25 protein-coding genes, 3 tRNA genes and 1 pseudogene are annotated in these 22203 nt (G+C 73.3%); 6 read left to right on the forward strand and 23 right to left on the reverse strand.

All coding sequences use genetic code 11. The features are described 5' to 3' along the window. Nucleotides 1-33: 33 nt before the first annotated feature. From coaD to JK356_RS17285, 6 genes are all read right to left on the reverse strand, one after another. Nucleotides 34-513 (reverse strand): pantetheine-phosphate adenylyltransferase, encoded by a 480-nt coding sequence (gene coaD, locus JK356_RS17260; RefSeq protein WP_236671492.1) that lies wholly within the window; start codon nt 511-513, stop codon nt 34-36. Between the two features lie 56 nt (nt 514-569). Continuing rightward, nucleotides 570-1196: a 16S rRNA (guanine(966)-N(2))-methyltransferase RsmD gene (gene rsmD, locus JK356_RS17265; RefSeq protein WP_201869138.1), complete on the reverse strand. Its 627-nt coding sequence runs from the start codon at nt 1194-1196 to the stop codon at nt 570-572. A 63-nt stretch (nt 1197-1259) separates the two neighbouring features. After that, nucleotides 1260-1742, reverse strand: a complete 483-nt coding sequence (locus tag JK356_RS17270) for a DUF6227 family protein (protein ID WP_201869139.1) — start codon at nt 1740-1742, stop codon at nt 1260-1262. Nucleotides 1743-1890: 148 nt separating this feature from the next. Then, on the reverse strand, nt 1891-2412 hold the full coding sequence (locus tag JK356_RS17275) for a hypothetical protein (RefSeq protein WP_201869141.1): 522 nt from the start codon (nt 2410-2412) through the stop codon (nt 1891-1893). 147 nt (nt 2413-2559) lie between these two features. Then, nucleotides 2560-4698 carry an ATP-dependent DNA helicase RecG gene (gene recG / locus JK356_RS17280; RefSeq protein WP_236671493.1) on the reverse strand — a complete coding sequence of 713 codons (2139 nt, stop codon included), beginning with the start codon at nt 4696-4698 and terminating at the stop codon, nt 2560-2562. Between the two features lie 147 nt (nt 4699-4845). After that, entirely contained in the window at nt 4846-6513 is a 1668-nt protein-coding gene (locus JK356_RS17285) for a DAK2 domain-containing protein (protein WP_201869201.1), read from the reverse strand. 199 nt (nt 6514-6712) lie between these two features. Between JK356_RS17285 and rpmB the strand changes: the two genes are divergently transcribed. Beyond that, nucleotides 6713-6898 carry a 50S ribosomal protein L28 gene (gene rpmB / locus JK356_RS17290; RefSeq protein WP_201869151.1) on the forward strand — a complete coding sequence of 62 codons (186 nt, stop codon included), beginning with the start codon at nt 6713-6715 and terminating at the stop codon, nt 6896-6898. Nucleotides 6899-6995: 97 nt separating this feature from the next. Here the strand turns inward: rpmB and thiD are convergent, their stop codons facing one another. Together thiD and JK356_RS17300 are read right to left on the reverse strand one after the other, a co-directional pair. Continuing rightward, nucleotides 6996-7805: a bifunctional hydroxymethylpyrimidine kinase/phosphomethylpyrimidine kinase gene (gene thiD / locus JK356_RS17295; protein WP_201869153.1), complete on the reverse strand. Its 810-nt coding sequence runs from the start codon at nt 7803-7805 to the stop codon at nt 6996-6998. 49 nt (nt 7806-7854) lie between these two features. Next, nucleotides 7855-8847, reverse strand: a complete 993-nt coding sequence (locus JK356_RS17300; RefSeq protein WP_201869155.1) for a thiamine-phosphate kinase — start codon at nt 8845-8847, stop codon at nt 7855-7857. A 166-nt stretch (nt 8848-9013) separates the two neighbouring features. Between JK356_RS17300 and JK356_RS17305 the strand changes: the two genes are divergently transcribed. Both JK356_RS17305 and JK356_RS17310 read left to right on the forward strand, forming a co-directional pair. Then, a complete protein-coding gene (locus JK356_RS17305) occupies nt 9014-9247 on the forward strand; it encodes an Lrp/AsnC family transcriptional regulator (protein ID WP_201869156.1) in 234 nt (77 codons plus the stop codon). A 20-nt stretch (nt 9248-9267) separates the two neighbouring features. Then, nucleotides 9268-9783, forward strand: coding sequence for a DUF3515 domain-containing protein (locus JK356_RS17310; protein ID WP_307815680.1), 516 nt, complete (start codon nt 9268-9270; stop codon nt 9781-9783). On the opposite strand, the gene JK356_RS17315 is transcribed toward JK356_RS17310, so the two are convergent. Genes JK356_RS17315 through JK356_RS17325 form a run of 3 tightly spaced genes read right to left on the reverse strand, consistent with a single transcriptional unit; the run spans nt 9780 to nt 12734 of the window. Further along, nucleotides 9780-10940, reverse strand: a complete 1161-nt coding sequence (locus JK356_RS17315; RefSeq protein WP_201869158.1) for a D-alanine--D-alanine ligase family protein — start codon at nt 10938-10940, stop codon at nt 9780-9782. The genes JK356_RS17310 and JK356_RS17315 overlap by 4 nt on opposite strands. 34 nt (nt 10941-10974) lie before the next feature. Then, a complete protein-coding gene (locus tag JK356_RS17320) occupies nt 10975-11976 on the reverse strand; it encodes an NAD(P)H-dependent glycerol-3-phosphate dehydrogenase (protein ID WP_201869159.1) in 1002 nt (333 codons plus the stop codon). After that, nucleotides 11973-12734 carry a 1-acyl-sn-glycerol-3-phosphate acyltransferase gene (locus JK356_RS17325; protein WP_201869160.1) on the reverse strand — a complete coding sequence of 254 codons (762 nt, stop codon included), beginning with the start codon at nt 12732-12734 and terminating at the stop codon, nt 11973-11975. Before JK356_RS17325 ends, JK356_RS17320 begins: the two co-directional genes overlap by 4 nt. Before the next feature lie 213 nt (nt 12735-12947). Between JK356_RS17325 and cofC the strand changes: the two genes are divergently transcribed. Then, entirely contained in the window at nt 12948-13598 is a 651-nt protein-coding gene (gene cofC, locus JK356_RS17330) for a 2-phospho-L-lactate guanylyltransferase (RefSeq protein WP_307815681.1), read from the forward strand. 27 nt (nt 13599-13625) lie between these two features. On the opposite strand, the gene JK356_RS17335 is transcribed toward cofC, so the two are convergent. From JK356_RS17335 to leuC, 5 genes are all read right to left on the reverse strand, one after another. Then, on the reverse strand, nt 13626-13829 hold the full coding sequence (locus JK356_RS17335) for a hypothetical protein (RefSeq protein WP_201869162.1): 204 nt from the start codon (nt 13827-13829) through the stop codon (nt 13626-13628). Between the two features lie 132 nt (nt 13830-13961). Then, the gene (locus tag JK356_RS17340; RefSeq protein WP_201869163.1) at nt 13962-14546 is read right to left on the reverse strand and encodes an HU family DNA-binding protein; all 585 of its coding nucleotides are present in this window, start codon (nt 14544-14546) and stop codon (nt 13962-13964) included. A gap of 126 nt (nt 14547-14672) precedes the next feature. Next, nucleotides 14673-14969 (reverse strand): hypothetical protein, encoded by a 297-nt coding sequence (locus tag JK356_RS17345; RefSeq protein WP_201869164.1) that lies wholly within the window; start codon nt 14967-14969, stop codon nt 14673-14675. Between the two features lie 137 nt (nt 14970-15106). After that, entirely contained in the window at nt 15107-15700 is a 594-nt protein-coding gene (gene leuD / locus JK356_RS17350; protein WP_201869167.1) for a 3-isopropylmalate dehydratase small subunit, read from the reverse strand. A 3-nt stretch (nt 15701-15703) separates the two neighbouring features. Beyond that, the gene (leuC, locus tag JK356_RS17355) at nt 15704-17128 is read right to left on the reverse strand and encodes a 3-isopropylmalate dehydratase large subunit (RefSeq protein ID WP_201869169.1); all 1425 of its coding nucleotides are present in this window, start codon (nt 17126-17128) and stop codon (nt 15704-15706) included. 150 nt (nt 17129-17278) lie between these two features. On the opposite strand from leuC, the gene JK356_RS17360 reads away from it, so the two are divergent. Further along, nucleotides 17279-18007, forward strand: coding sequence for an IclR family transcriptional regulator (locus JK356_RS17360; protein WP_201869172.1), 729 nt, complete (start codon nt 17279-17281; stop codon nt 18005-18007). On the opposite strand, the gene JK356_RS17365 is transcribed toward JK356_RS17360, so the two are convergent. Continuing rightward, nucleotides 17991-18488, reverse strand: a complete 498-nt coding sequence (locus JK356_RS17365) for a DUF4188 domain-containing protein (RefSeq protein WP_201869174.1) — start codon at nt 18486-18488, stop codon at nt 17991-17993. The two genes, JK356_RS17360 and JK356_RS17365, sit on opposite strands and share 17 nt — an antisense overlap. 153 nt (nt 18489-18641) lie before the next feature. Between JK356_RS17365 and JK356_RS17370 the strand changes: the two genes are divergently transcribed. Next, nucleotides 18642-19292 carry a MerR family transcriptional regulator gene (locus tag JK356_RS17370; protein ID WP_201869176.1) on the forward strand — a complete coding sequence of 217 codons (651 nt, stop codon included), beginning with the start codon at nt 18642-18644 and terminating at the stop codon, nt 19290-19292. 141 nt (nt 19293-19433) lie between these two features. Here JK356_RS17370 and JK356_RS17375 read toward each other — a convergent pair. From JK356_RS17375 to JK356_RS17400, 6 genes and pseudogenes are all read right to left on the reverse strand, one after another. Beyond that, a tRNA-Glu gene (locus tag JK356_RS17375) sits at nt 19434-19506 on the reverse strand. A gap of 1 nt (nt 19507) precedes the next feature. Then, nucleotides 19508-19580: transfer RNA gene (locus JK356_RS17380), tRNA-Glu, on the reverse strand. 26 nt (nt 19581-19606) lie between these two features. Then, a tRNA-Gln gene (locus JK356_RS17385) sits at nt 19607-19678 on the reverse strand. A gap of 106 nt (nt 19679-19784) precedes the next feature. After that, entirely contained in the window at nt 19785-21281 is a 1497-nt protein-coding gene (gene gltX, locus JK356_RS17390; RefSeq protein WP_201869178.1) for a glutamate--tRNA ligase, read from the reverse strand. Then, nucleotides 21278-22057: a fumarylacetoacetate hydrolase family protein gene (locus JK356_RS17395; protein WP_201869180.1), complete on the reverse strand. Its 780-nt coding sequence runs from the start codon at nt 22055-22057 to the stop codon at nt 21278-21280. The genes gltX and JK356_RS17395 overlap by 4 nt, the downstream gene beginning before the upstream one ends. Nucleotides 22058-22103: 46 nt before the next feature. After that, nucleotides 22104-22203, reverse strand: a pseudogene (locus JK356_RS17400) (ATP-binding protein); the annotation flags it as partial.

Below are 22203 nucleotides of genomic sequence, written 5' to 3' on the forward strand. Positions count from 1 at the left end.
TGACTGTACGGGCAACTCAGCGCGCGAGTGGGCTCAATGCCGGTCCAGTTTCGCGGCGAGTTCCCGCACGACCGGCTCGGGCACGAGGTGGGAGACGTCGCCGCCCCAGGCGGCGACCTCCTTGACCAGGCTGGACGACAGGAAGCTGTAGACCGGGTTGGTCGGGATGAAAAGGGTCTCCACCCCGGACAGCCCGTGGTTCATCTGGGCCATCTGGAGCTCGTAGTCGAAGTCGCTGACGGCGCGCAGGCCCTTGACGATGGCCGGAATCTCACGCTGCTTGCAGTAGTCGACGAGCAGGCCGTGGAACGACTCGACCGTGACGTTGCCGAACTCGGCGGTGCACTCCTCGATGAGCGAGATCCGCTCCTCGACGGAGAACAGCCCCTTCTTGGACTTGTTGACCAGCACGGCGACGTAGACGGAGTCGTACAGCCGCGAGGCGCGGGCGACGATGTCGAGGTGGCCGTTGGTGATCGGGTCAAACGATCCCGGGCAGACTGCGCGGCGCAACGGTGTCTCCTTGTTCTCCGGATTGTCCGGGTTCTCCGGCGTGTTCTCCGGCCTGTTCATGACCGGTCGCTTCGGGGGTGGCCAGCGGTGGGGCCGGGTTCGGGGTCGGCTGCGGGGTCAGCTGCGGGGCCGCCATGCCAGAGCGTGCCCTCGCCGTAGCGGCGGGCACGCAGGCCCGTGAAGCCCGCGGGCCAGCGGAACTCTCCCGCCCTGGTGCTGCGTTCCACCGTCACGACCGCGTCGCCGGCGAGCCAGCCCTGCCGGCGGAGGGTGAGGAGGATCTCGCCCACCGCGTCGTCGCCGAAGGCATAGGGCGGGTCGAGGAAGGCCAGGTCGTAGGCGCCGCCCTCGGGGGGAGAGGCCGCCAGCTGCTCGGCCCGCACGGGGCGCAGCTCGGCGCCGGGCAGGCCAAGGGCCCGGATGTTCTCCCTGATAGTGCGGGCGGCACGGGCGTCGGACTCGGCGAGCAGGGCGTGCGCGGCGCCCCGGGAGAGCGCCTCCAGGCCCACCGCGCCCGAGCCGCTGAAGAGGTCGAGGACGCGGGCACCGCTGAGCGGGCCCCACAGCGCCGCCCACGTGGAGAAAAGCCCCTCCCGCGCCCGGTCGGAAGTCGGCCGGGTACCGCCGCCGGGCGGCACGGCGAGGCGCCGTCCGCCGGCGGTCCCGGCGATCACGCGCGTCATGAGGGTCCTTGTCAGCGCTCGGTGGTCAGCCGTCGGTGACCACGCTATCCAAGCCCTCTCGCGTCACGGCGCCTGGGGCTGCCCCGCCTCCGCGTCCCGGGCGCGCTCGCGGGCGGCGCGGGCGCACCGGCGGGCCGCACGCCCCGCGGTCGCCTCGTCCGCGTAGACCTCGCAGACGAGCTCGCCGTCCTCGGTGGCGTCGTGCTCCACCTCGTACAGGCAGAGTTCGCTGTGGTCCGCCAGCAGGAAGGCGTGCTCGTACACGGAGCACCAGCCGCGCGGCGGCGGCTCGATCCGGCGGTCCGGAAGCCGTTCGATGTCGTGTCCCACGGCGCCGGCCAGCCGCCGCAGCACCTCCTGCCCAGGACGGTCAGGGTTGACCGCGCGGTTCAGCAGGCGGCGCGCGTGCTCCCCGCTGTCACGCCCGGGGTATGCCCGGGGCCACCGGGTCCCCGGCCAGGCCGGGACGTCCCCGCCGAAGAGCCGCTCCAGCTGCTCGGCCGAAGGGACGGCGCCGTCCCGCCAGGCGCGTGACCGGTCACTCATCACGGATGCCTCCCTCAGCCGGCCGCTGCCTTGCCCGACACCGTAGCCCCCGCGGGCGCGCTCGCGGGAGAAGCGAGCGGCATTTTCTGCGCGCCCGCTGCCGCCGCGCGCCCGCGGTGCCGTCACCTGGCCGCAGCCGGCGGCCGGTTCACCGGCCGGCCCGCTCCTGGTCGGCCGCTCCGACCAGCGCCGGGGAGGCGTAGCGCGACCAGGACAGGCAGCCGTCGGGAGGGCAGTACTCCGGGCGGCGCGGGTCGTGTCCCAGCTCCCGCAGCTTCGCCCGCACCGACTCGGGCGTGCGCCCGAACCGGGCGGCGACGCGGGGGATGGTCTCGCCCGCGTGGAACCGGCGCACCAGGTCCTTCTCGTGCTGCCACACCCAGGGCGCGCCGTGGCCGGGGTACAGCTCACGCAGGAGGTCGCGGTCGGGTATCGGCTCGGCCACACCGGCCGCCAGGGCCAGGGCACGCAGGCCGCGGTTGAGCGCGATGCGCAGCGCCGGCACGTCGGCGAGCGGCATCGTCACGGTGCCGGCCGCGAGCGGGGCGCCGGGGGCGGCCTCGCTCCAGCCGGTGAGGGTCAGGGTCACGGTCGTGTCGTCGTCGCTGGAGAGCTCGATGCGGAAGGTCTTGTCGTGCAGGGGCAGTTCGTTGGTGTGACGGAAGGACATGCCAGCAACCCCCAATCTCCAGGCCGGGCGGCCGGGCGGACCGCCCGGCCGCTGCCGGCATGCCGGCCACCACCGGCCGGCACTGTCATCCTCGCAGGTGGCACTGACAATCGGGGGTGGCTTCCCCGGGGGACGGCCGGGCCGGGGTCAGCCCTTGTCGAGGAACTCCTCGCGCTCCGCGTCGAGCAGCGCCGAGAGAGCCTCGCGCAGCGACGGATGGCCCGTCAGCTCCGGGTCGGCGGCGACCACCCTGGCCGCCGCCGCGCGGGCCTCGGCGATGACGTCCTCGTCGCCGATCACGGTGAGCATCCGCAGGCTGCTGCGGCCCCCGGACTGAGCCTGGCCGAGCACGTCCCCCTCGCGGCGCTGCTCCAGGTCGATGCGGGACAGCTCGAAGCCATCGAGGGTCGAGGCCACCGCCTCCAGGCGGCCGCGCGCGGCGCTGCCCTCGGGCGCCTCGGTAACGAGCAGGCAGAGCCCGGGCGCCGAGCCCCGGCCGACGCGGCCGCGCAGCTGGTGGAGCTGCGAGACACCGAAGCGGTCGGCGTCCATGATCACCATGACCGTCGCGTTGGGCACGTTGACGCCGACCTCGACCACCGTGGTGGCGACGAGCACGTCGGTCTCCCCGGCAGCGAAGGACCGCATCACGGCGTCCTTCTCCTCCGGCGCCATCCGGCCGTGCAACACGCCGAGCCGCAGCCCGGCGAGCGGCCCTCCGGCGAGCTGGCGGGCGACGTCCGTTACGGCCAGCGGCGGCCGGTCCCGGCCGTCGCGCGGCGCCGTCCCGCCGTCTTCCCCGCCCTCCCCGCCTTCCTCGCCGATCCGCGGGCAGACGACGTACGCCTGGTGCCCGGCGCTGACTTCCTCCCGCACCCGCTCCCACGCGCGGGCCAGGAAGTGCGGTTTGTCGGCCGCGGGCACCACGTGGCTGGCGAGCGGCGAGCGGCCGGCCGGCAGCTCGTCCAGCACCGAGGTCGCCAGGTCGCCGAAGACGGTCATGGCCACCGTGCGCGGGATGGGGGTGGCGGTCATCACCAGCAGGTGCGGCGGCCGTTCGGCCTTGGCCCGCAGGGCGTCGCGCTGCTCGACGCCGAAGCGGTGCTGCTCGTCCACGACGACGAGGCCCAGGTCGCGGAAGCTGACCGTGTCCTCGATCAGCGCGTGCGTGCCGACGACAATCCCGGCTTCGCCGCTGGCGGCCTCGAGCAGCGCGCGCCGCCGGGCCGCCGCCCCCATCGAGCCGGTGAGCAGCACGACGCGGGTGCCGCCCTCGGCGCCGGTGAGCATGCCGCCCTCCGCGAGGTCGCCCATCATCTCCGTCAGCGAGCGGTGGTGCTGCTGGGCGAGCACCTCGGTCGGCGCGAGCAGCGCGGACTGCCCGCCGCTGTCCGCCACCGCCAGCATGGCCCGCAGCGCGACGAGCGTCTTGCCGCTGCCCACCTCGCCCTGGAGCAGCCGGTGCATGGGATGGGCGGTGGCCAGGTCGGCGAAGATCTCCTCGCACACCCGGCGCTGCCCGCCGGTCAGCTCGAACGGCAGCCTCGCGTCGAACCGTTCCAGCAGGCCGCCCGGCCGGGGCACCCGCGGCACGGCGGGCTGGCTGACGGCCGCGTGGCGCCGCCGGGCGAGTGCCACCTGGAGGACGAACGCCTCGTCCCACTTCAGCCGGGACCGGGCCGCCGCGATCTCGGCGGTGTCGCGCGGCTGGTGGACCGCCCGGAACGCCTCGGGCAGCGGCAGCAGCCCGTGCGCCGCGCGCAGCTCCTCGGGCAGCGGGTCGGTCAGCCCTTCCCAGCCGGTGGCCTCCAGGGACGCCAGGACGGTGCCGACGGCCTTCGCGATGCGCCAGGACTCCAGCTGGCGGCAGGCCGGGTACAGCGGCAGCGGCCGGCCGGCGAACTCCTCGACGGCCTCGGCCCCGGCGTCCGCGCCCAGCAGCTGGTAGGCCGGGTGCGCCAGCTGCAGCGTGCGGTTGAACACGGACACCTTGCCGGCGAACATGCCGCGCCGCCCCGGGAGGAGCTCGCGCTTGTGGTGGTGGACGGCGCGGCCGAAGAAGACCAGACGGAGCCGTCCGCTGCCGTCGGTGAGCGTGACCTCCAGGCGCTGGCCCTTGCCGCGGTTGTACGTCAGCAGCCGGGCGTCGGCGATCTCGGCGACGACCGTGACGTGCTCATCGAGCGGCAGGTCGGCGAGGCGGGTCAGCTCACCGCGCTCGGCGTAGCGCCGGGGGTAGTGGTGCAGCAGGTCGGCGACCGTGCGCAGGCCGAGCTGGTCGGCCATGACCTTCGCGGTGGTGCCGCCGACCACCTTGCTGAGGGGCTGGCTGAAAAGCGGGCGGGTCGCGGTCACGCCCCCATCTAACCGCCTGGCGCTGACAGCCGTCGCGCGGCGGGGCGGGGCGGGCCGCGCGCGGCGGTCAGCGGCCGGTCATTCGACGCCGATGAGCAGGTGAGAGGACTGCCGGCCCTCGCAGACCACGGTCTCCACGCCGAGGTGGCGGCGCCTGACCTGTTCCCGCAGGCGGTCGGCGAGCTGGCCGGAGGCGCGCTCGCCCAGGACGAGCGTGACCAGTTCACCGCCGGCCGACAGCATGCGCCCGAGCACGTCGGCGGCGACGTCACCGGGCTCCTGGCCGATGACGGCGACATCGCCGTCGATGAGGCCGAGCACGTCCCCGGCCTGGCAGATACCCGCCGAGGTCCACGCCTCGCCCTCGGCGGTGGTCACCTCGCCGAAGCGGGTGGCGCCGGCGGCGGAGGTCATGGCGACGACGTCCTCGTCGAAGCGGCGCTCGGGCGCGTGCACGGCGAGAGCCGCGATGCCCTGCACCGGGGAGCGGGTGGGAATGACGGAGACCCGGATGCCCTGGGCACGGGCCTGCTCGGCCGCGGCTGAGGCGGCGTGCCACAAGCCGTCATCGTTGGGCAGGAGGATCACCTCGCCGGCGCCGGTGTGGCTGAGGGCGGCGGCCAGTTCGCCGCTGCCGGGCGGCTCGCCGGGGCGGGCGGTGAGCGTCGTGGCGCCGGCCTCGCGGCAGAGGGCGGCGAGACCGTCGCCGGGCAGGACGGCGACGACGGCGCGGCCGGCACGGGGCGCGGCGGCGGGACTGGCCCCGGCGGCCCCGGCGAGGGAGACGATGCGGATGCGGTGGGGGCGGCCGGCGTCGAGCGCGGCCTCGACGGCGGGGCCGGCCTCGGCGGTGTGCAGGTGCACGTGCCACAGGCCGTCGCCGCCGGCGACGACGAGGGAGTCGCCGAGCGCGTCCAGGCGGGTGCGCAGGGCCGGGATGGCCTCGTCGGGCGCGTCCAGCAGGTAGATGACCTCGTACGGGTGGCCGTGCCCGTCGCAGGGCGGGTGCTGGCCCGGCGGGTCCCCGTCCCGGGCGTGCCCGTGGCCGGCGGCGGACGGGGAGGCGGCTGCGGCGGTGAGGGACGCCGGCCTGGCCAGTCCGCGGTGGGCAGCGGGGTCGGGCCGGCGGCCGGAGAGCGCGGCGTCGAGGGCGTCGAGGACGGCGACGAGCCCGGCACCCCCGGCGTCGACGACGCCCGCCTCGGCGAGCACGGACAGCTGGGCCGGGGTACGGGCGAGCGCCTCACGGGCGGCCGCGGCCGCCGCGGACACCGCCCGCGCGGCGCCGGCCGCGGCGGGCACCGTCCGTGCGGCGCCGGCCGCGGCGCGGGCCACGGTGAGCATGGTGCCCTCGACCGGATGGGCCACGCCCTCGTAGGCGGCGCGGGCGGCGGCGCCGAGGGCGGCGGCGAGCGCCCCGGCCGGGGCGGGTTCGGGGTGACGGGCGAGCTCCGCGGCCAGGCCGCGCAGCAGCTGGGCGAGGATGGTGCCGGAGTTGCCGCGGGCGCCGATCAGCGCGCCGTGGGCCATGGCCCGCGCGGCCTCGGCGAGCGTGGGGCACCCGGCCGCGGCGGCCGTCACGGCCTGTGCGGCGGACTCCATGGTGAGGTAGAGGTTGGTGCCGGTGTCCGCGTCGGCGACGGGGTAGACGTTGCTGGCGTCGATGTCCTCGCGGGCGCGGCCGAGCAGGTCCAGGGCGGTCTGGCACCAGCGCCGTACCGCCGTGGCGTCAAGCGGCTGCGGCACGTGAGGACCTCCCGGGGCAGACGGATGCCGTCGGGCGTGCAGCTTACGGCCTGCCTGGCCAGCGGGCGATTTCGCCGGCGGGGAACGCTCGGGGTATGCTGCCTCGGTTGCTTGATGTCGCCTGCTACATCTCGCGCATCCCCAGCGTAAGTTTCCGTCACCCCCGTCTGTGCGGGGCTGACCCGTCTTTGGAGTGACCGTGGCTGCCAACTGCGATGTCTGCGGCAAGGGGCCGGGCTTCGGCAACCGTATTTCCCACTCGCACCGCCGCACCCCGCGCCGTTGGAACCCCAACATCCAGCGGGTGCGTGCCGTGATCAACGGGACGCCGAAGCGTCTGAACGTCTGCACCTCCTGCATCAAGGCAGGCAAGGTCAGCCGCTGAGGCGGAGCAGCGCACCCTCGGCCGTAACCGCAACGACGGCAGCCGGTCCATCCTCGTGGTGGGCCGGCTTTCGTGTGCCCGCGCGCGGGCGCCAGGGCTACGCGGGATGGCCGGTCCGGTACCCGTGGTGCACCGGTCCGGCGCCGGCCCCCAGCGGGAAGGCCGCGGCGATCGCTCCCGTGACGTAGTCCTTGGCCTCGGCGACGGCCTGGGGCACGGGCAGCCCGGCGGCCAGCCGGGAGGCTATGGCGGAGGCCAGGGTGCAGCCCGTGCCGTGGGTGTGTCGGCTGGGGTAGCGGGGGGCGCGGAGCCAGTGTTCCTCGGTGCCGTCGGTGAGCAGGTCGGTGGCGTCCCCGGCGGGCAGGTGGCCGCCCTTGATGAGGGCCCAGCGCGGCCCGAGCGCCAGCACGGCGGCGGCCGCGCGGCGCATGTCCGTCTCGGCGGTCACGCGCACGCCGGTGAGTTCGGTGACCTCGTGCAGGTTCGGAGTGGCCACGGTCGCCGCCGGCAGCAGCTTGGTGCGGACGGCGTCGAGCGCCTCGGCCGCCAGCAGCCGGTCGCCGCTCGTGGCGACGCCGACGGGGTCGACGACGACCGGCACGGTCAGCTCGCCGAGCAGCCCGGCGACGGCCGTCACCAGCGGTGCGGAGGCGAGCATGCCGGTCTTGACGGCCTGCACGCCGATGTCGTCCACGACGCTGCGGAACTGCTGCTCCACCGCCTCAGGCGGCAGCTCCCACACGCCCTGCACGCCCAGCGAGTTCTGCGCGGTGACGGCGGTGACCACGCTCATCCCGTGCGTGCCCAGCGCCAGCATCGTCTTCAGATCGGCCTGGATCCCCGCTCCCCCGCCCGAGTCGGAGCCCGCGATCGTCAGCACGCGCGGCGGCGGCTGGCTGGTCCCCATGGTCACCTCCGTACCCCTCACCCTCACCGGCCCGGCTCCGCTGCCGGACTCACTGGCTGAAATGGTCCCAGCCGCCTGCCTTGTCCCACGCGGCACCGTCCACGGTCACCCGCGGGTGCGGGGCGCTGCCCTGCGGCGAGGGCACGGTGCCGCGCAGCCGGTTGGGCAGCACCTCCCCGATCACGCGCCAGCGGGCGGGCAGCTTGGTCTCGGGCGGGAAGGTCGCCACGATCGCGTGGTCCTCCCCGCCGGTGAGGACCCAGTGCAGCGGGTCGACGCCCACGGCCTGGCCGATGTCGGACATCTGCGCGGGCACGTCGAGGGCGGCGGAGCGGATGTCGATGCGGACCTTGCTGCCGTGCGCGATGTGGCCGAGGTCCGCGATGAGCCCGTCGCTGACGTCCGTCATCGCGGTGGCGCCGAGCGCGGCGCCCGCGGGACCGGCCGCGTAGGGCGGCTCGGGGCGGCGGTGCGCCTCGACGAAGGCGCGCGGCGAGCGGAAGCCGCGCGACAGGACGGCGTGGCCCGCGGCGGACCAGCCGAGCCAGCCGGTGACGGCGACGAGGTCGCCGGGGCGGGCGCCGGTGCGCGTGACCGGCTCGCGGCCCCGCAGGTCGCCGAGCGCGGTGAGGGTGAGCATGATGGTCTCGCCGCGCACGACGTCCCCGCCCGCGACGCCCGCGCCCGCGGCCTGGCACTCGTCGCTGATGCCGTCCATCAGCTCGACGGGCCAGGTGGCGGAGAGTTCCGCGGGCACGACGAGGCCGAGCAGCACCGCGGTGGGCACCGCGCCCATGGCGGCGACGTCGGCGAGGTTCTGCGCGGCGGCCTTGCGGCCGACGTCGTAGGCGGTGGACCAGTCCCGGCGGAAGTGCCGCCCCTCCAGCAGGATGTCGGTGCTGGCGACGACCCGGCGGTCCGGGGCGGCGACCACGGCGGCGTCGTCTCCCGGGCCAAGCCGCACGGCGGGGCTGCTCGTGATACGGGACGTCAGCTCCCGGATCAGCCCGAACTCACCGAGCTCGCCCACACTGCCCTTCACTGAAGCTCTCCTCATGCTCATCGGACCGCCCTGTCAGCCGCTTCGCCGCCACCGCCGCCGGTGCCGGGTGTCACCCACCGCGGACGAGGCCGCCGCTGGCCTGTCGGCCCTGGTCGTGACGCGCTACGGTAGCGCCCCCGCTCCTCGTAGCCGCTGTGGAGGACACGTGGTACAGGCTTACATCCTGGTCCAGACCGAGGTGGGCAAGGCGTCCGCCGTGGCCGATGTCATCGCGAAGATCGCCGGGGTAATCCAGGCGGAGGACGTCACGGGGCCCTACGACGTCATCGCGCGGGCCCAGGCGTCCTCCGTGGACGAGCTCGGGCGCCTGGTGGTCGCTGAGATCCAGCGCGTGCCCGGTATCACGCGGACCCTGACCTGTCCGGTCGTGCACCTCTAGCCCCCCTTATGCTCCTGCGCGTGCACTCCGCCCGGCGCCGCGCGCTCCCGCTGGTCTCCCTGCTGTCTGTGGTGTCTGTGGCGCTGCTGGCCTGCGCCGCCTGCTCGGGCGGCGGCCCGGCCGGCGTCGCGGTGCCCAGCCCGTCCGGCGAGGCGGCGGCGGCCTGCCGGGACCTGGCATCGGCGCTGCCGCGGCGGGTGCAGGACCAGGAGCGCGGAACGCCCGGCCAGGAGACACCCTACGCCGCCGTGTGGGGCGATCCGCCGATCGTGCTGCGCTGCGGGGTGGACCGTCCCGCCGTGCTGACCCCGGGGAGCAGCACCTACAACCCGGCGGCCGACGCGGTGGAGGTCAACGGCGTCGCGTGGCTGGTGGAGGAGCAGCCGGACGGCTTCCGCTTCACGACGACCGAGCGGTCGGTCTACGTGGAGGTGACGGTGCCGGACGACTACGCGCCGGAGGTCAATCCGCTGGTCGATCTGGCGGCCCCGGTCGACGCGCACATCCCTCCCGACGCGCTGCGGTCGGCTCCCTAACGCAGGCCGGTGCTGCGGCGCAGCGCCGCCTGGATCAGCCGGTCGATGATCTCCGGGTAGGTCAGGCCGGCCGCCTCCCACATCCTGGGGAACATCGAGATGGGCGTGAAGCCCGGCATCGTGTTGATCTCGTTGATGACGAACTCGCCGTCCTCCCGCAGGAAGAAGTCGGCGCGCACCAGTCCCTCGCAGGAGGCCGCCTCGAAGGCGAGGACCGCGAGCTCGCGGACGCGCGCCGTCTGCTCCTCGGTGAGCGGGGCCGGCACGATGCCCTCGGCGGAGTCCAGGTACTTCGCCTCGAAGTCGTAGAAGTCGTGGCTGTCCCCCGGCGGGATCTCGGCGGGCACGCTGGCGCGCGGGCCGTCCTCGAATTCCAGGACGCCGCACTCGATCTCCCGGCCCCGCACCAGCGCCTCGATGACGAGCTTCGGATCGTGGCGGCGGGCCTGCGCCAGGGCCGGTCCCAGCTCCTCGACGCCGCTGACCCGGGAAATGCCCAGCGAGGAGCCGCCGCGGGCGGGCTTGATGAACAGCGGCCAGCCGTGCTCCCCGGCGAACGCGGCGATCCGCTCGTGCACCCCGTCCGGGTCCCGTTCCCACTCGCGGGGGCGGACGACCGTGTACGGCCCCACCGGCAGGCCGAAGGAGGCGAAGACGCGCTTCATGTACTCCTTGTCCATGCCGATCGCCGAGGAGAGCACGCCGGAGCCGACGTAGGGCACGCCCGACAGCTCCAGCAGGCCCTGGAGCGTGCCGTCCTCGCCGTACGGGCCGTGGAGCAGCGGGAAGACCACGTCCACCTCCCCCAGGTCCTTCGGGACGGAGCCGGGCTCGGCGTACACGACCTCCCGCTGCTCGGGCGCCACCGGCAGCAGCACGCCGCCGCTGCCCGGCTCGGCGACCCGCTCGACGCTGGGGAGTTCACGCCCCGTGATCGCCATGCGCGCCGGATCGTCCGCGGTGAGCGCCCACCGGCCGTCACTGGTGATGCCGATGGGCAGCACGTCGTACTTGTCGCGGTCGATGGCGCCGAGCACGGCGCCCGCGGTGACGACCGAGATGGTGTGCTCGGAGCTCCGGCCGCCGAACACGACGGCGACGCGCGTCTTGCGGCTCTCCGGGCTCCGGGGGCTCTGGGGAGGCGTCTGGCTGCTCATCACCCCCCGAGGCTACCTAACGTGACGGCCGGCGTCAGCGGTGTTCGGGCTTGGCGCTGCGCGACATCAACTCTTTCAGCGCCACGTGGGGCGCCGTGCCGTGGTGCACGATGCCGACGACGGTCTCGGTGAGCGGCATGTCGACGCCGTGACGGCGGGCCAGCTCCAGGACGGACTCGCACGACTTGACGCCCTCGGCGGTCTGGCGGGTGACCGCGATGGTCTGCGCGAGCGTCATGCCGCGCCCCAGGTTCGTGCCGAAGGTGTGGTTGCGGGACAGCGGCGAGGAGCAGGTGGCGATGAGGTCGCCCATGCCGGCCAGGCCGGCGAACGTCTGCGGGTCGGCCCCCATGGCCAGCCCCAGGCGGGCGGTCTCGGCGAGCCCGCGCGTCATCAGGGAGGCCTTCGCGTTGTCGCCCAGCCCCATGCCGTCGGCGATGCCGACGGCGAGGGCGATGACGTTCTTGACCGCGCCGCCGAGTTCGCAGCCGACGACGTCGGTGTTGGTGTACGGCCGGAAGTACGGGGTGTGGCAGGCCGCCTGGAGACGCCGGGCCACGGCCTCATCGCGGCAGGCCACGACGGAGGCCGCGGGCTGCCGCTCGGCGATCTCCCGGGCGAGGTTGGGGCCGGACAGGACGGCGACGCGCTCGGGGCCGGCGCCGGTGACGTCCTGGATGACCTCGCTCATCCGCTTGGCGGTGCCCAGTTCGATGCCCTTCATGAGCGACACCAGGACGGCGTCGCCGGGGAGCAGCGAGGCCCACTGGCCGAGGTTGGCGCGCAGCGTCTGGGACGGCACGGCGAAGACGGCGAACTCCGCGCCCCGCGCCGCCTGCGCCGGGTCGGTGGTGGCGCGGACGGCCGCGGGGAGGCGGATACCGGGCAGGTAGTCCGGGTTGACGTGGCTGGTGTTGACCGACGCGGCGAGCTCGGGGCGGCGGCCCCAGAGCGTCACCTCGCAGCCGGCGTCGGCCAGGACCATGGCGAAGGCGGTTCCCCAGGAGCCGGTGCCGTAGACGGCGGCGCGTGTCACTCGGTTGTCTCCTCTGCGGACGCGGTGCTGGGATCCCGCCGCTCCGTGCGCGCCCTGTGGTGCACGTGACGGGTGGCGGGCGGCTCCTCGTCGCGCACGTCGGCAAGGAGCGCGGTGATGGCGTCCATGATCTTGTCAGTCATCTCGCGGAGCACCTCGGTGTTCGGCTCGACACCCTGGTACTCGCTCAGGTCCACGGGAGGGCCGGCGACCACCGTCAGGGTCTTGCGGGGGAACAGCCGCAGCCGCTTGGAGGTGGCGTAGGGCGGCATCGCCTCGTGCGCGCCCCACTGGGCGACCGGGATGACGGGGGCGCCGGTGAGGAGCGCGACGCGCGCGGCTCCGGTCTTGCCCTCCATCGGCCACAGGCCGGGGTCGCGGGTGAGGGTGCCCTCGGGGTAGAACGCGACGCACTCTCCCCGGTTGACGGCCTCGACGGCGGCGCGGAAGGCGCCGGCGGCGTCGGAGGTCTCGCGGTAGACGGGGATCTGGCCGGTGCCGCGCATCATGGCGCCGACGGGGCCCTTCCGGAAGAGACTCTCCTTGGCGAGGAATCGGGGGACGCGCCCGGTGTTGTACTGAAAGTGCGCGTAGGACAGGGGGTCCAGGTAGGAGTTGTGGTTGACGACGGTGATGAATCCCCCCTGCGCCGGAATATGGTGCATTCCCCTCCAGTCGCGTTTGAAAAACAACAGAAGGAAGGGTTTGACCACACAGGCGGCCAATCGGTACCAGAAGCCGATTCTGCGGCGAGGCACTCGGACACCATCTCCTCTCGCGCTGCTCCGGCCGGCGTCCCGGTCCGGTCCCTGTCAGCAGACGCACAAGTCTCACCCCGGGTTGTTGGCGTGTCCAGCGGATCGGGGCAGGCCGGGCCCGGCGCCGGGTCCCGCACGGCGAACGGCCGCCACGGCCGCAGCGTGCCCCGGCCCGCCCCGGAGCGTCCTGGTACGAGCGAGGAGAATGTCCTGGTGTCCGACGCCACGTGGTCGCTGATCGTGCCGCTCAAGCCGCTGCGGCTGGCCAAGAGCAGGCTCCGCCCGGCGGCGGGCGAGACGCTGCGCCCGGTGCTCGCGCTGGCCTTCGCGGAGGACACGGTGACGGCCGCGCTGGCCTGTGAGGCGGTGCGGAATGTGGTGATTGTCACCGATGACGCGTACGCCGCCGCGCGCCTGCGGCGGCTCGGCGCCACGGTCGTGCCCGATGCGCCACGGCGAGGGCTGAACGCGGCGCTGGCCCACGGCGCGGACATCCTCAGGCGGTCGCGGCCCGCGGCGGGCGTGGCGGCGCTCAACGCGGATCTGCCGGCGCTGCGGCCGGCCGAACTGGCGCGCGTGCTGCGGGCCGCCTCGGGTCACGCGCGCAGCTTCCTCCCTGACGCGGCCGGCGTGGGCACCACGCTGCTGGCGGCGGCGCCCGGCGCCGCGCTCGCCCCGGCGTTCGGCGGCGCCTCGCGTGCCCGCCACCGGGCGGCCGGTGCCGCGGAACTGACGCTGGCGCAGGTCGACAGCGTCCGCCGCGACGTGGACGACGGCGAGGACCTGCGGGCCGCGCTGCGGCTGGGGGTGGGGCCGCGGACGGCCGCGGTGCTGGATGCCGCCGGGGCCGTGCCCGTGCCGTGACGGCGCCTTGTGCCCCGGCTGGCCCGGCTAGAAGGTCTGGAGCGTCACCAGGGTGATGCGCAGCCCGCCGTTCTCGCGCTCCGCCTCGATCCGCACCCGCTGGCCCGGGCGCAGCAGCCGCAGGCCGCCGGCGTCGAACGCCGCGGCGCCGAAGTCCACGGATGTGCCGTCGTCCAGGAGCACGCTGCCGGTGCGGGTGACGGGGTCGAAGGTGTACGCGGTCGCCTGCATGCCGCGCAGCCTAGGCGCTGGGACAACGGCCCGCCAGGAGCGGCGGGCGGTGCGGGCCCGCAACGGCCGCGGGCCGGACTCCCGTGGGGAATCCGGCCCGCGCGGCTGTGCGCCGTCCGCTGGGGACGGTGATCACCTGCGGCGTGCGGTGGCCTTCTTGGCGGTCGTCTTGCGGGCGGCGGTCCGCTTGGCGGGAGCCTTCTTGGCCGTGGCCTTCTTCGCCGGCGCCTTCTTGGCCGCCGTCTTCTTGGCAGTCGTCTTGCGCGCGGGCGCCGCCTTCTTGGCGGTGGCCTTCTTCGCCGTCGTCTTCTTGGCGGTGGTCTTCTTGGCCGTGGTCTTCTTCGCCGCGGCCTTCTTGGCCGCCGCCTTCTTGGTGGCCGTGCCGCCGGAGAGGCTGCCCTTGGGGGCCTTCTTGACGGCGACGTCGTTCTTGGGGAGCTTCTTGGTCCCGGCCACCAGGTCCTTGAAACCCTGCCCGGCACGGAAGCGGGGGACGGAGGTCTTCTTGACGCGCACCCGCTCCCCGGTCTGCGGGTTCCGGGCGTAGCGCGCCGGCCGCTCCACCTTCTCGAACGAACCGAAGCCGGTGACGGAGACCCGCTCGCCCGCGACGACGGCGCGGATGATGGCGTCGAGGACGATATCGACCGCGTCCGCGGCCTGCTGGCGACCGCCGAGCTTGTCGGCGATGGCTTCTACGAGTTGTGCCTTGTTCACGTCTTCCCCTTCGCAGGCATGGCAGGAACGAATGTGTTCGCGCTTTTTCGCACGTTAGGCAGATATATTCTGCAAATCAAACGCGAAACGGGCGAATCACCCTTGTGTCGCAACGAGGTCGCCCCATCACGGAGTTCCTCCGCCGCGATCGCCGGGCTGATCCGGCGACGGCCCGGTGCGCTCCGCCTCACGCCCGGGCAGCTGCCCGGTGCGCTCGGCGGTCTCAACGTCCTGCATCAGCCGCTCCAGACGACGGGCCGCGCCCGGCAGATCCTGCTTGGTGGCCGCCGTGATGACCAGCAGCCTCCTGACGAGGGTCCGCCGTACCTCTTCGGATACGTGCAGGCCCCGCACCATACGGTGGGCGTCCTTCAGTCGTGCGGCGACGAGGTCGTAGAGTTCGAGTTGACCGTCGCGTTCCATGCGGCCGATTGTGCCACCTTGACCCTGGTATCTCCCTCTTAGCCCCCCAACGCCCGTGTCGTGACGGGCCGTCATGCGAGTGCCCCCGCCCCGGACGCGTGAAACGCGCCGGGACGGGGGCAGTTGCTGAGGGGAAGTCAGGCCGCCTGCGTGCGGGGCTTGTAGGACGGCCGCCGGGCCTCGAAGTCCGTGATGGCGGACTCGTTCCGCAGCGTGATGCTGATGTCGTCCAGTCCTTCGAGCAGGCGCCACCGGGAGTTCTCGTCAAGCTCGAAGCCCACGTCAACGCCCTGGGCGGTGACGCGCCGCTCCACGAGGTCGACGGTCACCTCGGCCGCCGGGTCCGCCTCGGTCAGCCGCCACAGCTCCTCGACGGTCTCCTGCGGCAGGACGACCGTCAGCAGCCCGTTCTTCAGCGAGTTGCCGCGGAAGATGTCCGCGAAGCGGGAGGAGATCACGGCGCGGAAGCCGTAGTTCTGGAGCGCCCAGACGGCGTGCTCCCGGGAGGAGCCCGTGCCGAAGTCGGGGCCGGCCACGAGCACGGTGGCCCCCTGGCGCTCCGGCTGGTTGAGGACGAAGGACGGGTCCTTCCGCCAGGCTTCGAACAGACCGTCCTCGAAACCGTCGCGCGTGACCTTCTTCAGCCAGTGCGCGGGGATGATCTGGTCGGTGTCGACGTTGCTCCGGCGCAGCGGAACGGCACGGCCGGTGTGCGTGGTGAATGCTTCCATGGTTCAGACCTCCACGAGCGCGGGAACGTCGGCCAGATCGGCCGGAGAGGCGAGGCGGCCGGTGACCGCCGTGGCGGCGGCGACCTGCGGCGAGACCAGGTGGGTGCGGCCGCCCTTGCCCTGGCGGCCCTCGAAGTTGCGGTTCGAGGTGGACGCGCAGCGCTCCCCGGGGGAGAGCTGGTCGGGGTTCATGCCCAGACACATCGAGCAGCCGGCGTGCCGCCACTCGGCGCCCGCGGCCGTGAACACCTTGTCCAGCCCCTCCTCGACGGCCTGGAGGGCGACGCGGACCGATCCGGGGACGACGAGCATCCGCACGCCGTCGGCGATCTTCCGCCCCTTGAGCACCTCGGCGGCCGCGCGCAGGTCCTCGATGCGGCCGTTGGTGCACGAGCCGACGAAGACGGTGTCGATAGCGATGTCACGCAGCCGCTGGCCGGGCTCGAGGCCCATGTACTCCAGGGCCTTCTCGGCGGCGAGCCGCTCGGTGGGGTCGGTGAACGACGCCGGGTCGGGCACCGAACCGGACAGCGGCAGCCCCTGGCCGGGGTTGGTGCCCCAGGTGACGAACGGAGCCAGCTCGCTGGCGTCGATCACCACCTCGTGGTCGAAGACGGCGTCCTCGTCGGTGCGCAGCGTCTTCCAGTAGGCGACGGCGGCGTCCCAGTCGGCGCCGGTGGGGGCGTGCGGCCGGCCCTTGATGTAGGCGAACGTGGTCTCGTCGGGCGCGATCATGCCCGCGCGGGCCCCGGCCTCGATCGACATGTTGCAGATCGTCATCCGGGCCTCCATCGACAGCTTCTCGATGGCCTCGCCGCGGTATTCGATGACGTAGCCCTGGCCGCCGCCGGTGCCGATCCGGGCGATGATCGCCAGGATCAGGTCCTTGGCGGTCACGTCCTCGGGCAGCTCGCCCGTGACGGTCACGGCCATCGTCTTGAACGGCGCCATCGGCAGCGTCTGTGTGGCCAGGACGTGCTCGACCTGGCTGGTGCCGATGCCGAACGCCAGGGCGCCGAACGCGCCGTGGGTCGAGGTGTGGCTGTCGCCGCAGACAATGGTCATGCCGGGCTGGGTCAGGCCCAGCTGCGGGCCGACCACGTGCACCACACCCTGCTCCCGGTCGCCGAGCGGGTGCAGCCGGACCCCGAACTCCGCGCAGTTCTTCCGCAGCGTCTCCAGCTGCGTGCGGGAGACCGGGTCGGCGATGGGCTTGTCGATGTCGAGCGTCGGGGTGTTGTGGTCCTCGGTCGCGATCGTCAGGTCGGTACGGCGCACCCGCCTGCCGCTCTTGCGCAGGCCGTCGAAGGCCTGCGGGCTGGTTACCTCGTGGAGCAGATGGAGATCGATGTAGAGGAGATCCGGCTCACCCTCCGCGCGTCGGACGACATGGTCGTCCCACACCTTCTCCGCCAGTGTCCGTCCCATCGTTATCCCTCCGGGCGTGCTCTTCGACGCTGAACTGGCCCAGCCCTCGTCCGTTCCCCGCGCACCGGGCGTTGACCGGGCCACCAAGCTTGGCGCGTTCCGCCGGAGAATGAACTTGCGTTTCACAGTGTGAGACGCGAGTATCGTTGCATGGACAAGACTAGCGGCGACTCCAGCGGAGTGGGCGTTCTCGACAAGGCGGCGCTCGTCCTGGCCGCTCTCGAATCCGGGCCGGCGACGCTGGCCGGACTCGTGGGAGCGACCGGGCTCGCCCGGCCGACCGCGCACCGGATGGCGGTGGCCCTGGAACACCACCGCCTCCTGGCCAGAGACATGCAGGGCCGGTTCGTGCTCGGCCCGCGCCTGGCCGAACTCGCCGCGGCGGCCGGTGAGGACCGCCTGCTGGCCGCGGCCGGACCCGTACTCACGCAGCTGCGGGACCTGACGGGCGAGAGCGCCCAGCTCTACCGCCGCCAGGGCGAGATGCGCATCTGCGTCGCCGCGGCCGAGCGGCTCTCCGGACTGCGCGACACGGTACCCGTGGGCTCCACCCTGCCGATGAAGGCCGGCTCGGCCGCCCAGGTCCTGCTCGCCTGGGAGGAGCCCGAGCGGCTCCACCACGGCCTGCAGGGCGCGCGGTTCACCGCCACCGCGCTGTCCGGCGTGCGGCGCCGCGGCTGGGCACAGTCCGTGGGCGAGCGGGAACCGGGCGTGGCGTCCGTCTCCGCCCCCGTGCGCGGCCCGTCGAACCGGGTGGTCGCGGCGGTGTCCGTCTCCGGCCCGATCGAGCGGCTCACGCGCCACCCGGGCAGGACGCACGCCCAGGCGGTCCTGGACGCCGCCGCCCGCCTCACCGAGGCGCTCAAGCGGGGTTCCTGACCGCCGCCAGCCGGTCGGCCGCCCGGTCGCCGCGGCGGCCCACCGGCATGATGCCGACGGCCTTCCCCAGCCCGAAGGCCGGCATGTTCACGTAGACCGCCTCGTGGGCGCCGGCCGGGACGACGTACGTCTCGTGCCAGAAGCCGACGCACCCCTTGCCCTCGCGCATGCGCCGGTTGAACGCCGCCCACGCGGGGCGGTGCTCCCTGTCCGGCGCCGAGGCATACGCCAGCAGCCGCTCCGGCGAGGACCAGTACTGCACGAGACAGACCAGCCGCGGCCCGCCGACCAGCATGCGGTAGCCGAGCAGTCCGCTGCCGCCGTCTTGCGACAGCTCCCGCAGCATCTTCGGCATGACGCGGAAGAGCGGCCACCAGCTGCGCACCCGCCGGAAGCTGTTGATTCTCATGCCGATGAGAAAGACCGTGACCGGCCCGGAGCCGGCGGCCGTCATCCGCCCTTCGTAGATCTTCTCCGCCATCGCACCCCGTCCCTCCGCGCCCCTTTGCGCTCTGCCGCGCCCTGCGGCAGACGCATCCGCAGGCGGACAGCGGTCACGGCGAGCAATGGGATAGTGCCGCTATCCATGCTTAGATAGTGCCACTATCTCACACCTGACGCAAGGGAGTACGCGATGCGGCTCTCGGAGCTGAGCGAGCGGAGCGGGGTGTCCACCGCGACGATCAAGTACTACCTGCGCGAAGGCCTGCTGCCCCCGGGCAAGCGCGTGACCGCGACGCAGGCGGAGTACGACGAGGAGCACCTGCGGCGGCTGCGGCTCGTCCGCGCGCTGGTGCACATCGGCCGGGTCCCGGTGGCGACGGCACGCGAGGTGCTGGCCGCCGTCGACGACGAGAGCCTGGATCCGCTCGCACGCATGGGGACGGCGGTCGACGCGCTCCCCCAGGTCTCCGCGCCGGCCACGGCGGAGGACGAGGCAACGGCCGACGCCCGGCGGGTGGCTGAGGCGGTGCAGCGCCGCCTCGGCTGGCTCGTCGTGCCGGACAACCCGGCCCACCAGTCGCTCGTCGCCGCACTGGCCACGCTCTACCGGCTCGGCTACCCGTGCGACGAGGAGCGGCTGCTGCGCTACGGCGAGCTGGCCGCCGGGCTCGCCGCCCACGAGCTGGACTTCGTCGCGGCGCTGAAGGCGCCCACGACGCGCCTGGAGGCTGCCGTGGCCTTCACCGTGCTCTACGAGCCGGTGCTGCTGAGCCTGCGGCGCCTGGCGCATGCGGAAGAGGCGACCCGCCGGTTCCGCGAGCAACCGCCGGGCCCGGAGTGACCACAGCGCCTGGCAGCGGCGCGTGAGGCGGCACACACCTGGGCACACGCCGCCGGCCAGCCCTCGCGCGGATCCGCGCCACGCGCGCCCTGCGAGAGCCATACGAAAGGCGCCCCCGTCAGTGACGGGGGCGCCTGACCGTAGCCCCGACCGGATTCGAACCGGCGCTACTGCCTTGAGAGGGCAGCGTGCTAGGCCGCTACACAACGGGGCCGTACCCCCGACCGGATTCGAACCGGCGCTACTGCCTTGAGAGGGCAGCGTGCTAGGCCGCTACACAACGGGGGCGGGATCTCACTCAGAGATGAGATTCGCTGGGCTACCAGGACTCGAACCTAGACTAACTGAACCAGAATCAGTCGTGCTGCCAATTACACCATAGCCCACTGGCTTGCAACCCCCTGCCGGGGGCCGGCGACAGGAAGAACATTACCGGATCAGCGACGCTGCTCCAAAACCGGTTCCCGTCCCCGGCCCGGCAGCAGGGGGCGCTCACCCGTCGCCGCGCTCCCCAGCCAGCCGCTCAAGCGCCGCGTCGATCCGGGCCAGCGTGCGCTCACGCCCCAGCGTCTGGAGCGACTCGAACAGCGGCAGCCCGACCGTCCGCCCCGTCACCGCGACGCGGACCGGCGCCTGCGCCTTGCCGAGCTTCAGCGCGTGCTCCTCCCCCGCCGCCTGCACGGCCTCCTTCAGCGGCTCCGCGCGCCAGTCCGCCAGCGCCGCCAGCCGCTCCCTGGCGCTGCGCAGCACGGCCTCCGCACCGGGCTTCATCGCCTTGGCCCAGGACTTCTCGTCCACGGCCGGCTCGTCCAGGAACAGGAAGTCGACGTTGGCCGTGATGTCGGAGAGCACGGTGACCCGGGTCTGCGCCAGCGGCGCCAGCTCCGCGAAGGCCGCCGCGTCGAACGCCTCCGGCTTCCAGGGGGCGTGCGGCGGCCGCAGCCACGGCTCGCAGGCGGCGATGAACTCCTCGGTCGACAGCCGCTCCCGGATGTGGATGGCGTTGATCGCCTCGCACTTCTTCAGATCGAACCGCGCCGGGTTGGCGTTGACCGCCGTGACGTCGAAGGCCTCGACCATCTCGTCCAGGGAGAACACGTCGCGGTCCTCGGCAATGGACCAGCCCAGCAGCGCCAGGTAGTTCAGCAGGCCCGAGGGCAGGAAACCGCGGTCCCGGTAGAGGTTGAGCGAGGACTCCGGGTCCCGCTTCGAGAGCTTCTTCGTGCCCTCGCCCAGCACGTACGGCAGGTGCCCGAACTCCGGGATGCTGCCGTCGGTCAGCCCGATGTCACCCAGCGCCCGGTACAGCGCGATCTGCCGCGGCGTCGAGGACAGCAGGTCCTCACCGCGCAGCACGTGCGTGATCTTCATCAGCGCGTCGTCCACCGGGTTGACCAGCGTGTACAGCGGGGCCCCGTTGGCGCGCACGATGCCGTAGTCCGGCACGTTCTCCGGCGAGAAGGTCAGCTCGCCGCGCACCAGGTCGGTGAACGTGATCGGCTCGTCCGGCATCCGGAAGCGCACGATCGGGGTGCGGCCCTCCGCCTGGTAGGCGGCGATCTGCGCCTCGGACAGGTCGCGACAGGCGCCGTCGTACCCCGAGGGGCGGCCCTCCCGGCGCGCCGCCTCCCGGCGCGCGGCCAGCTCCTCGGTCGTGCAGTAGCAGTGGTACGCGTGGCCCGCGCGCAGCAGGCGGTCGGCGACGTCACGGTAGATGTCCATCCGTTCCGACTGGCGGTACGGGCCGTGCGGGCCGCCGGCCTCCGGCCCCTCGTCCCAGTCGAGCCCGAGCCAGCGCATCGCGTCGAGCAGCGCCTGGTAGGACTCCTCGGAGTCGCGCGCGGCGTCGGTGTCCTCGATGCGGAAGACGAACGTTCCCCCGTGGTGACGCGCGAATGCCCAGTTGAACAGGGCGGTGCGGACCAGCCCCACATGCGGGTTGCCGGTCGGGGAGGGACAGAAGCGGACGCGAACGCCGGTGCTGGTCAACGCTTGACCACCTTGTTGGTGAGTGTGCCGATGCCTTCGATAGTGACGGCGACCTCGTCGCCGACGTGGAGGGGGCCGACCCCCGCGGGGGTGCCGGTGAGGATGACGTCCTGCGGCAGCAGCGTCATGGCCTCGGAGATGTGGGCGATCAGGTCGGCCACCGAGCGCACCATCTCGCTGGTGCGGCCGAGCTGCCGCTGCTCGCCGTTGACGGTGCACATGATCGCCAGGTCCGCGGGATCGACGTCCGTGACCATCCACGGTCCCAGCGGGCAGGAGTGGTCGAAACCCTTGGCCCTGGCCCACTGGGACTCGCGCTGCTGGACGTCGCGCGCGGTGAGGTCATTGGCGCACGTGTAGCCGAGGATGACCTCACTGGCCCGCTCCTTCGGCACCTCCCGGCACAGCCTGCCGATCACCACGGCCAGCTCGGCCTCGTGGTGGATCTCGGAGGAGAACGGCGGATAGGCGATCGGATCACCCGGGCCGATGACCGCGGTGGACGGCTTCAGGAAGGTGAGAGGAGCCTCGGGGACCGCGTTGCCGAGCTCCCTGGCGTGCTCGGCGTAGTTGCGGCCCACGGCGATGATCTTGCTCGGGAGCACCGGCGGCAGCAGCCGGACCTTGCTCAGGGGAATACGGCGCCCCGAGCGCTCCACGCCCCCGAAGGGGTGGCCCTTGATGAGGTCGAGCACGAGCCCGTCCTTGTCGGTGGGCTCCCCCTCGACCACGCCGAAGCCGACGGTGCCCTCAATGGAGAATCTGGCGATGCGCACGCCACCAGCCTAGCGAGGGGCTGGTGGCGGCCCGCCGGGCGGCTGGTCAGCGCAGGCGGGCCATCAGCGCGTGTTCGACGAGGGTGATCAGCGTGCTCTTCGCTTCCGCGCGCATCCGCGCATCCGTCGTAATGATCGGTGCGTCG

It is taken from the genome of Streptomyces sp. 7-21 (genome assembly GCF_016741785.1).
Lineage (GTDB): Bacteria > Actinomycetota > Actinomycetes > Streptomycetales > Streptomycetaceae > Streptomyces.

Excerpts from the sequence above, each read along its gene's own strand:
- JK356_RS17335 (WP_201869162.1), bottom strand. The coding sequence starts at position 13,829 with ATGCAGGCGACCGCGTACACCTTCGACCCCGTCACCCGCACCGGCAGC.
- JK356_RS17365 (WP_201869174.1), bottom strand. The coding sequence starts at position 18,488 with ATGGCGGAGAAGATCTACGAAGGGCGGATGACGGCCGCCGGCTCCGGG.
- leuC (WP_201869169.1), bottom strand. The coding sequence starts at position 17,128 with ATGGGACGGACACTGGCGGAGAAGGTGTGGGACGACCATGTCGTCCGA.
- JK356_RS17315 (WP_201869158.1), bottom strand. The coding sequence starts at position 10,940 with ATGAGCAGCCAGACGCCTCCCCAGAGCCCCCGGAGCCCGGAGAGCCGC.
- leuD (WP_201869167.1), bottom strand. The coding sequence starts at position 15,700 with ATGGAAGCATTCACCACGCACACCGGCCGTGCCGTTCCGCTGCGCCGG.
- JK356_RS17275 (WP_201869141.1), bottom strand. The coding sequence starts at position 2,412 with ATGTCCTTCCGTCACACCAACGAACTGCCCCTGCACGACAAGACCTTC.
- rsmD (WP_201869138.1), bottom strand. The coding sequence starts at position 1,196 with ATGACGCGCGTGATCGCCGGGACCGCCGGCGGACGGCGCCTCGCCGTG.
- JK356_RS17270 (WP_201869139.1), bottom strand. The coding sequence starts at position 1,742 with ATGAGTGACCGGTCACGCGCCTGGCGGGACGGCGCCGTCCCTTCGGCC.
- JK356_RS17360 (WP_201869172.1), top strand. The coding sequence starts at position 17,279 with ATGGACAAGACTAGCGGCGACTCCAGCGGAGTGGGCGTTCTCGACAAG.
- recG (WP_236671493.1), bottom strand. The coding sequence starts at position 4,698 with ATGGCCGACCAGCTCGGCCTGCGCACGGTCGCCGACCTGCTGCACCAC.
- thiD (WP_201869153.1), bottom strand. The coding sequence starts at position 7,805 with ATGGGGACCAGCCAGCCGCCGCCGCGCGTGCTGACGATCGCGGGCTCC.
- JK356_RS17370 (WP_201869176.1), top strand. The coding sequence starts at position 18,642 with ATGCGGCTCTCGGAGCTGAGCGAGCGGAGCGGGGTGTCCACCGCGACG.
- JK356_RS17345 (WP_201869164.1), bottom strand. The coding sequence starts at position 14,969 with ATGGAACGCGACGGTCAACTCGAACTCTACGACCTCGTCGCCGCACGA.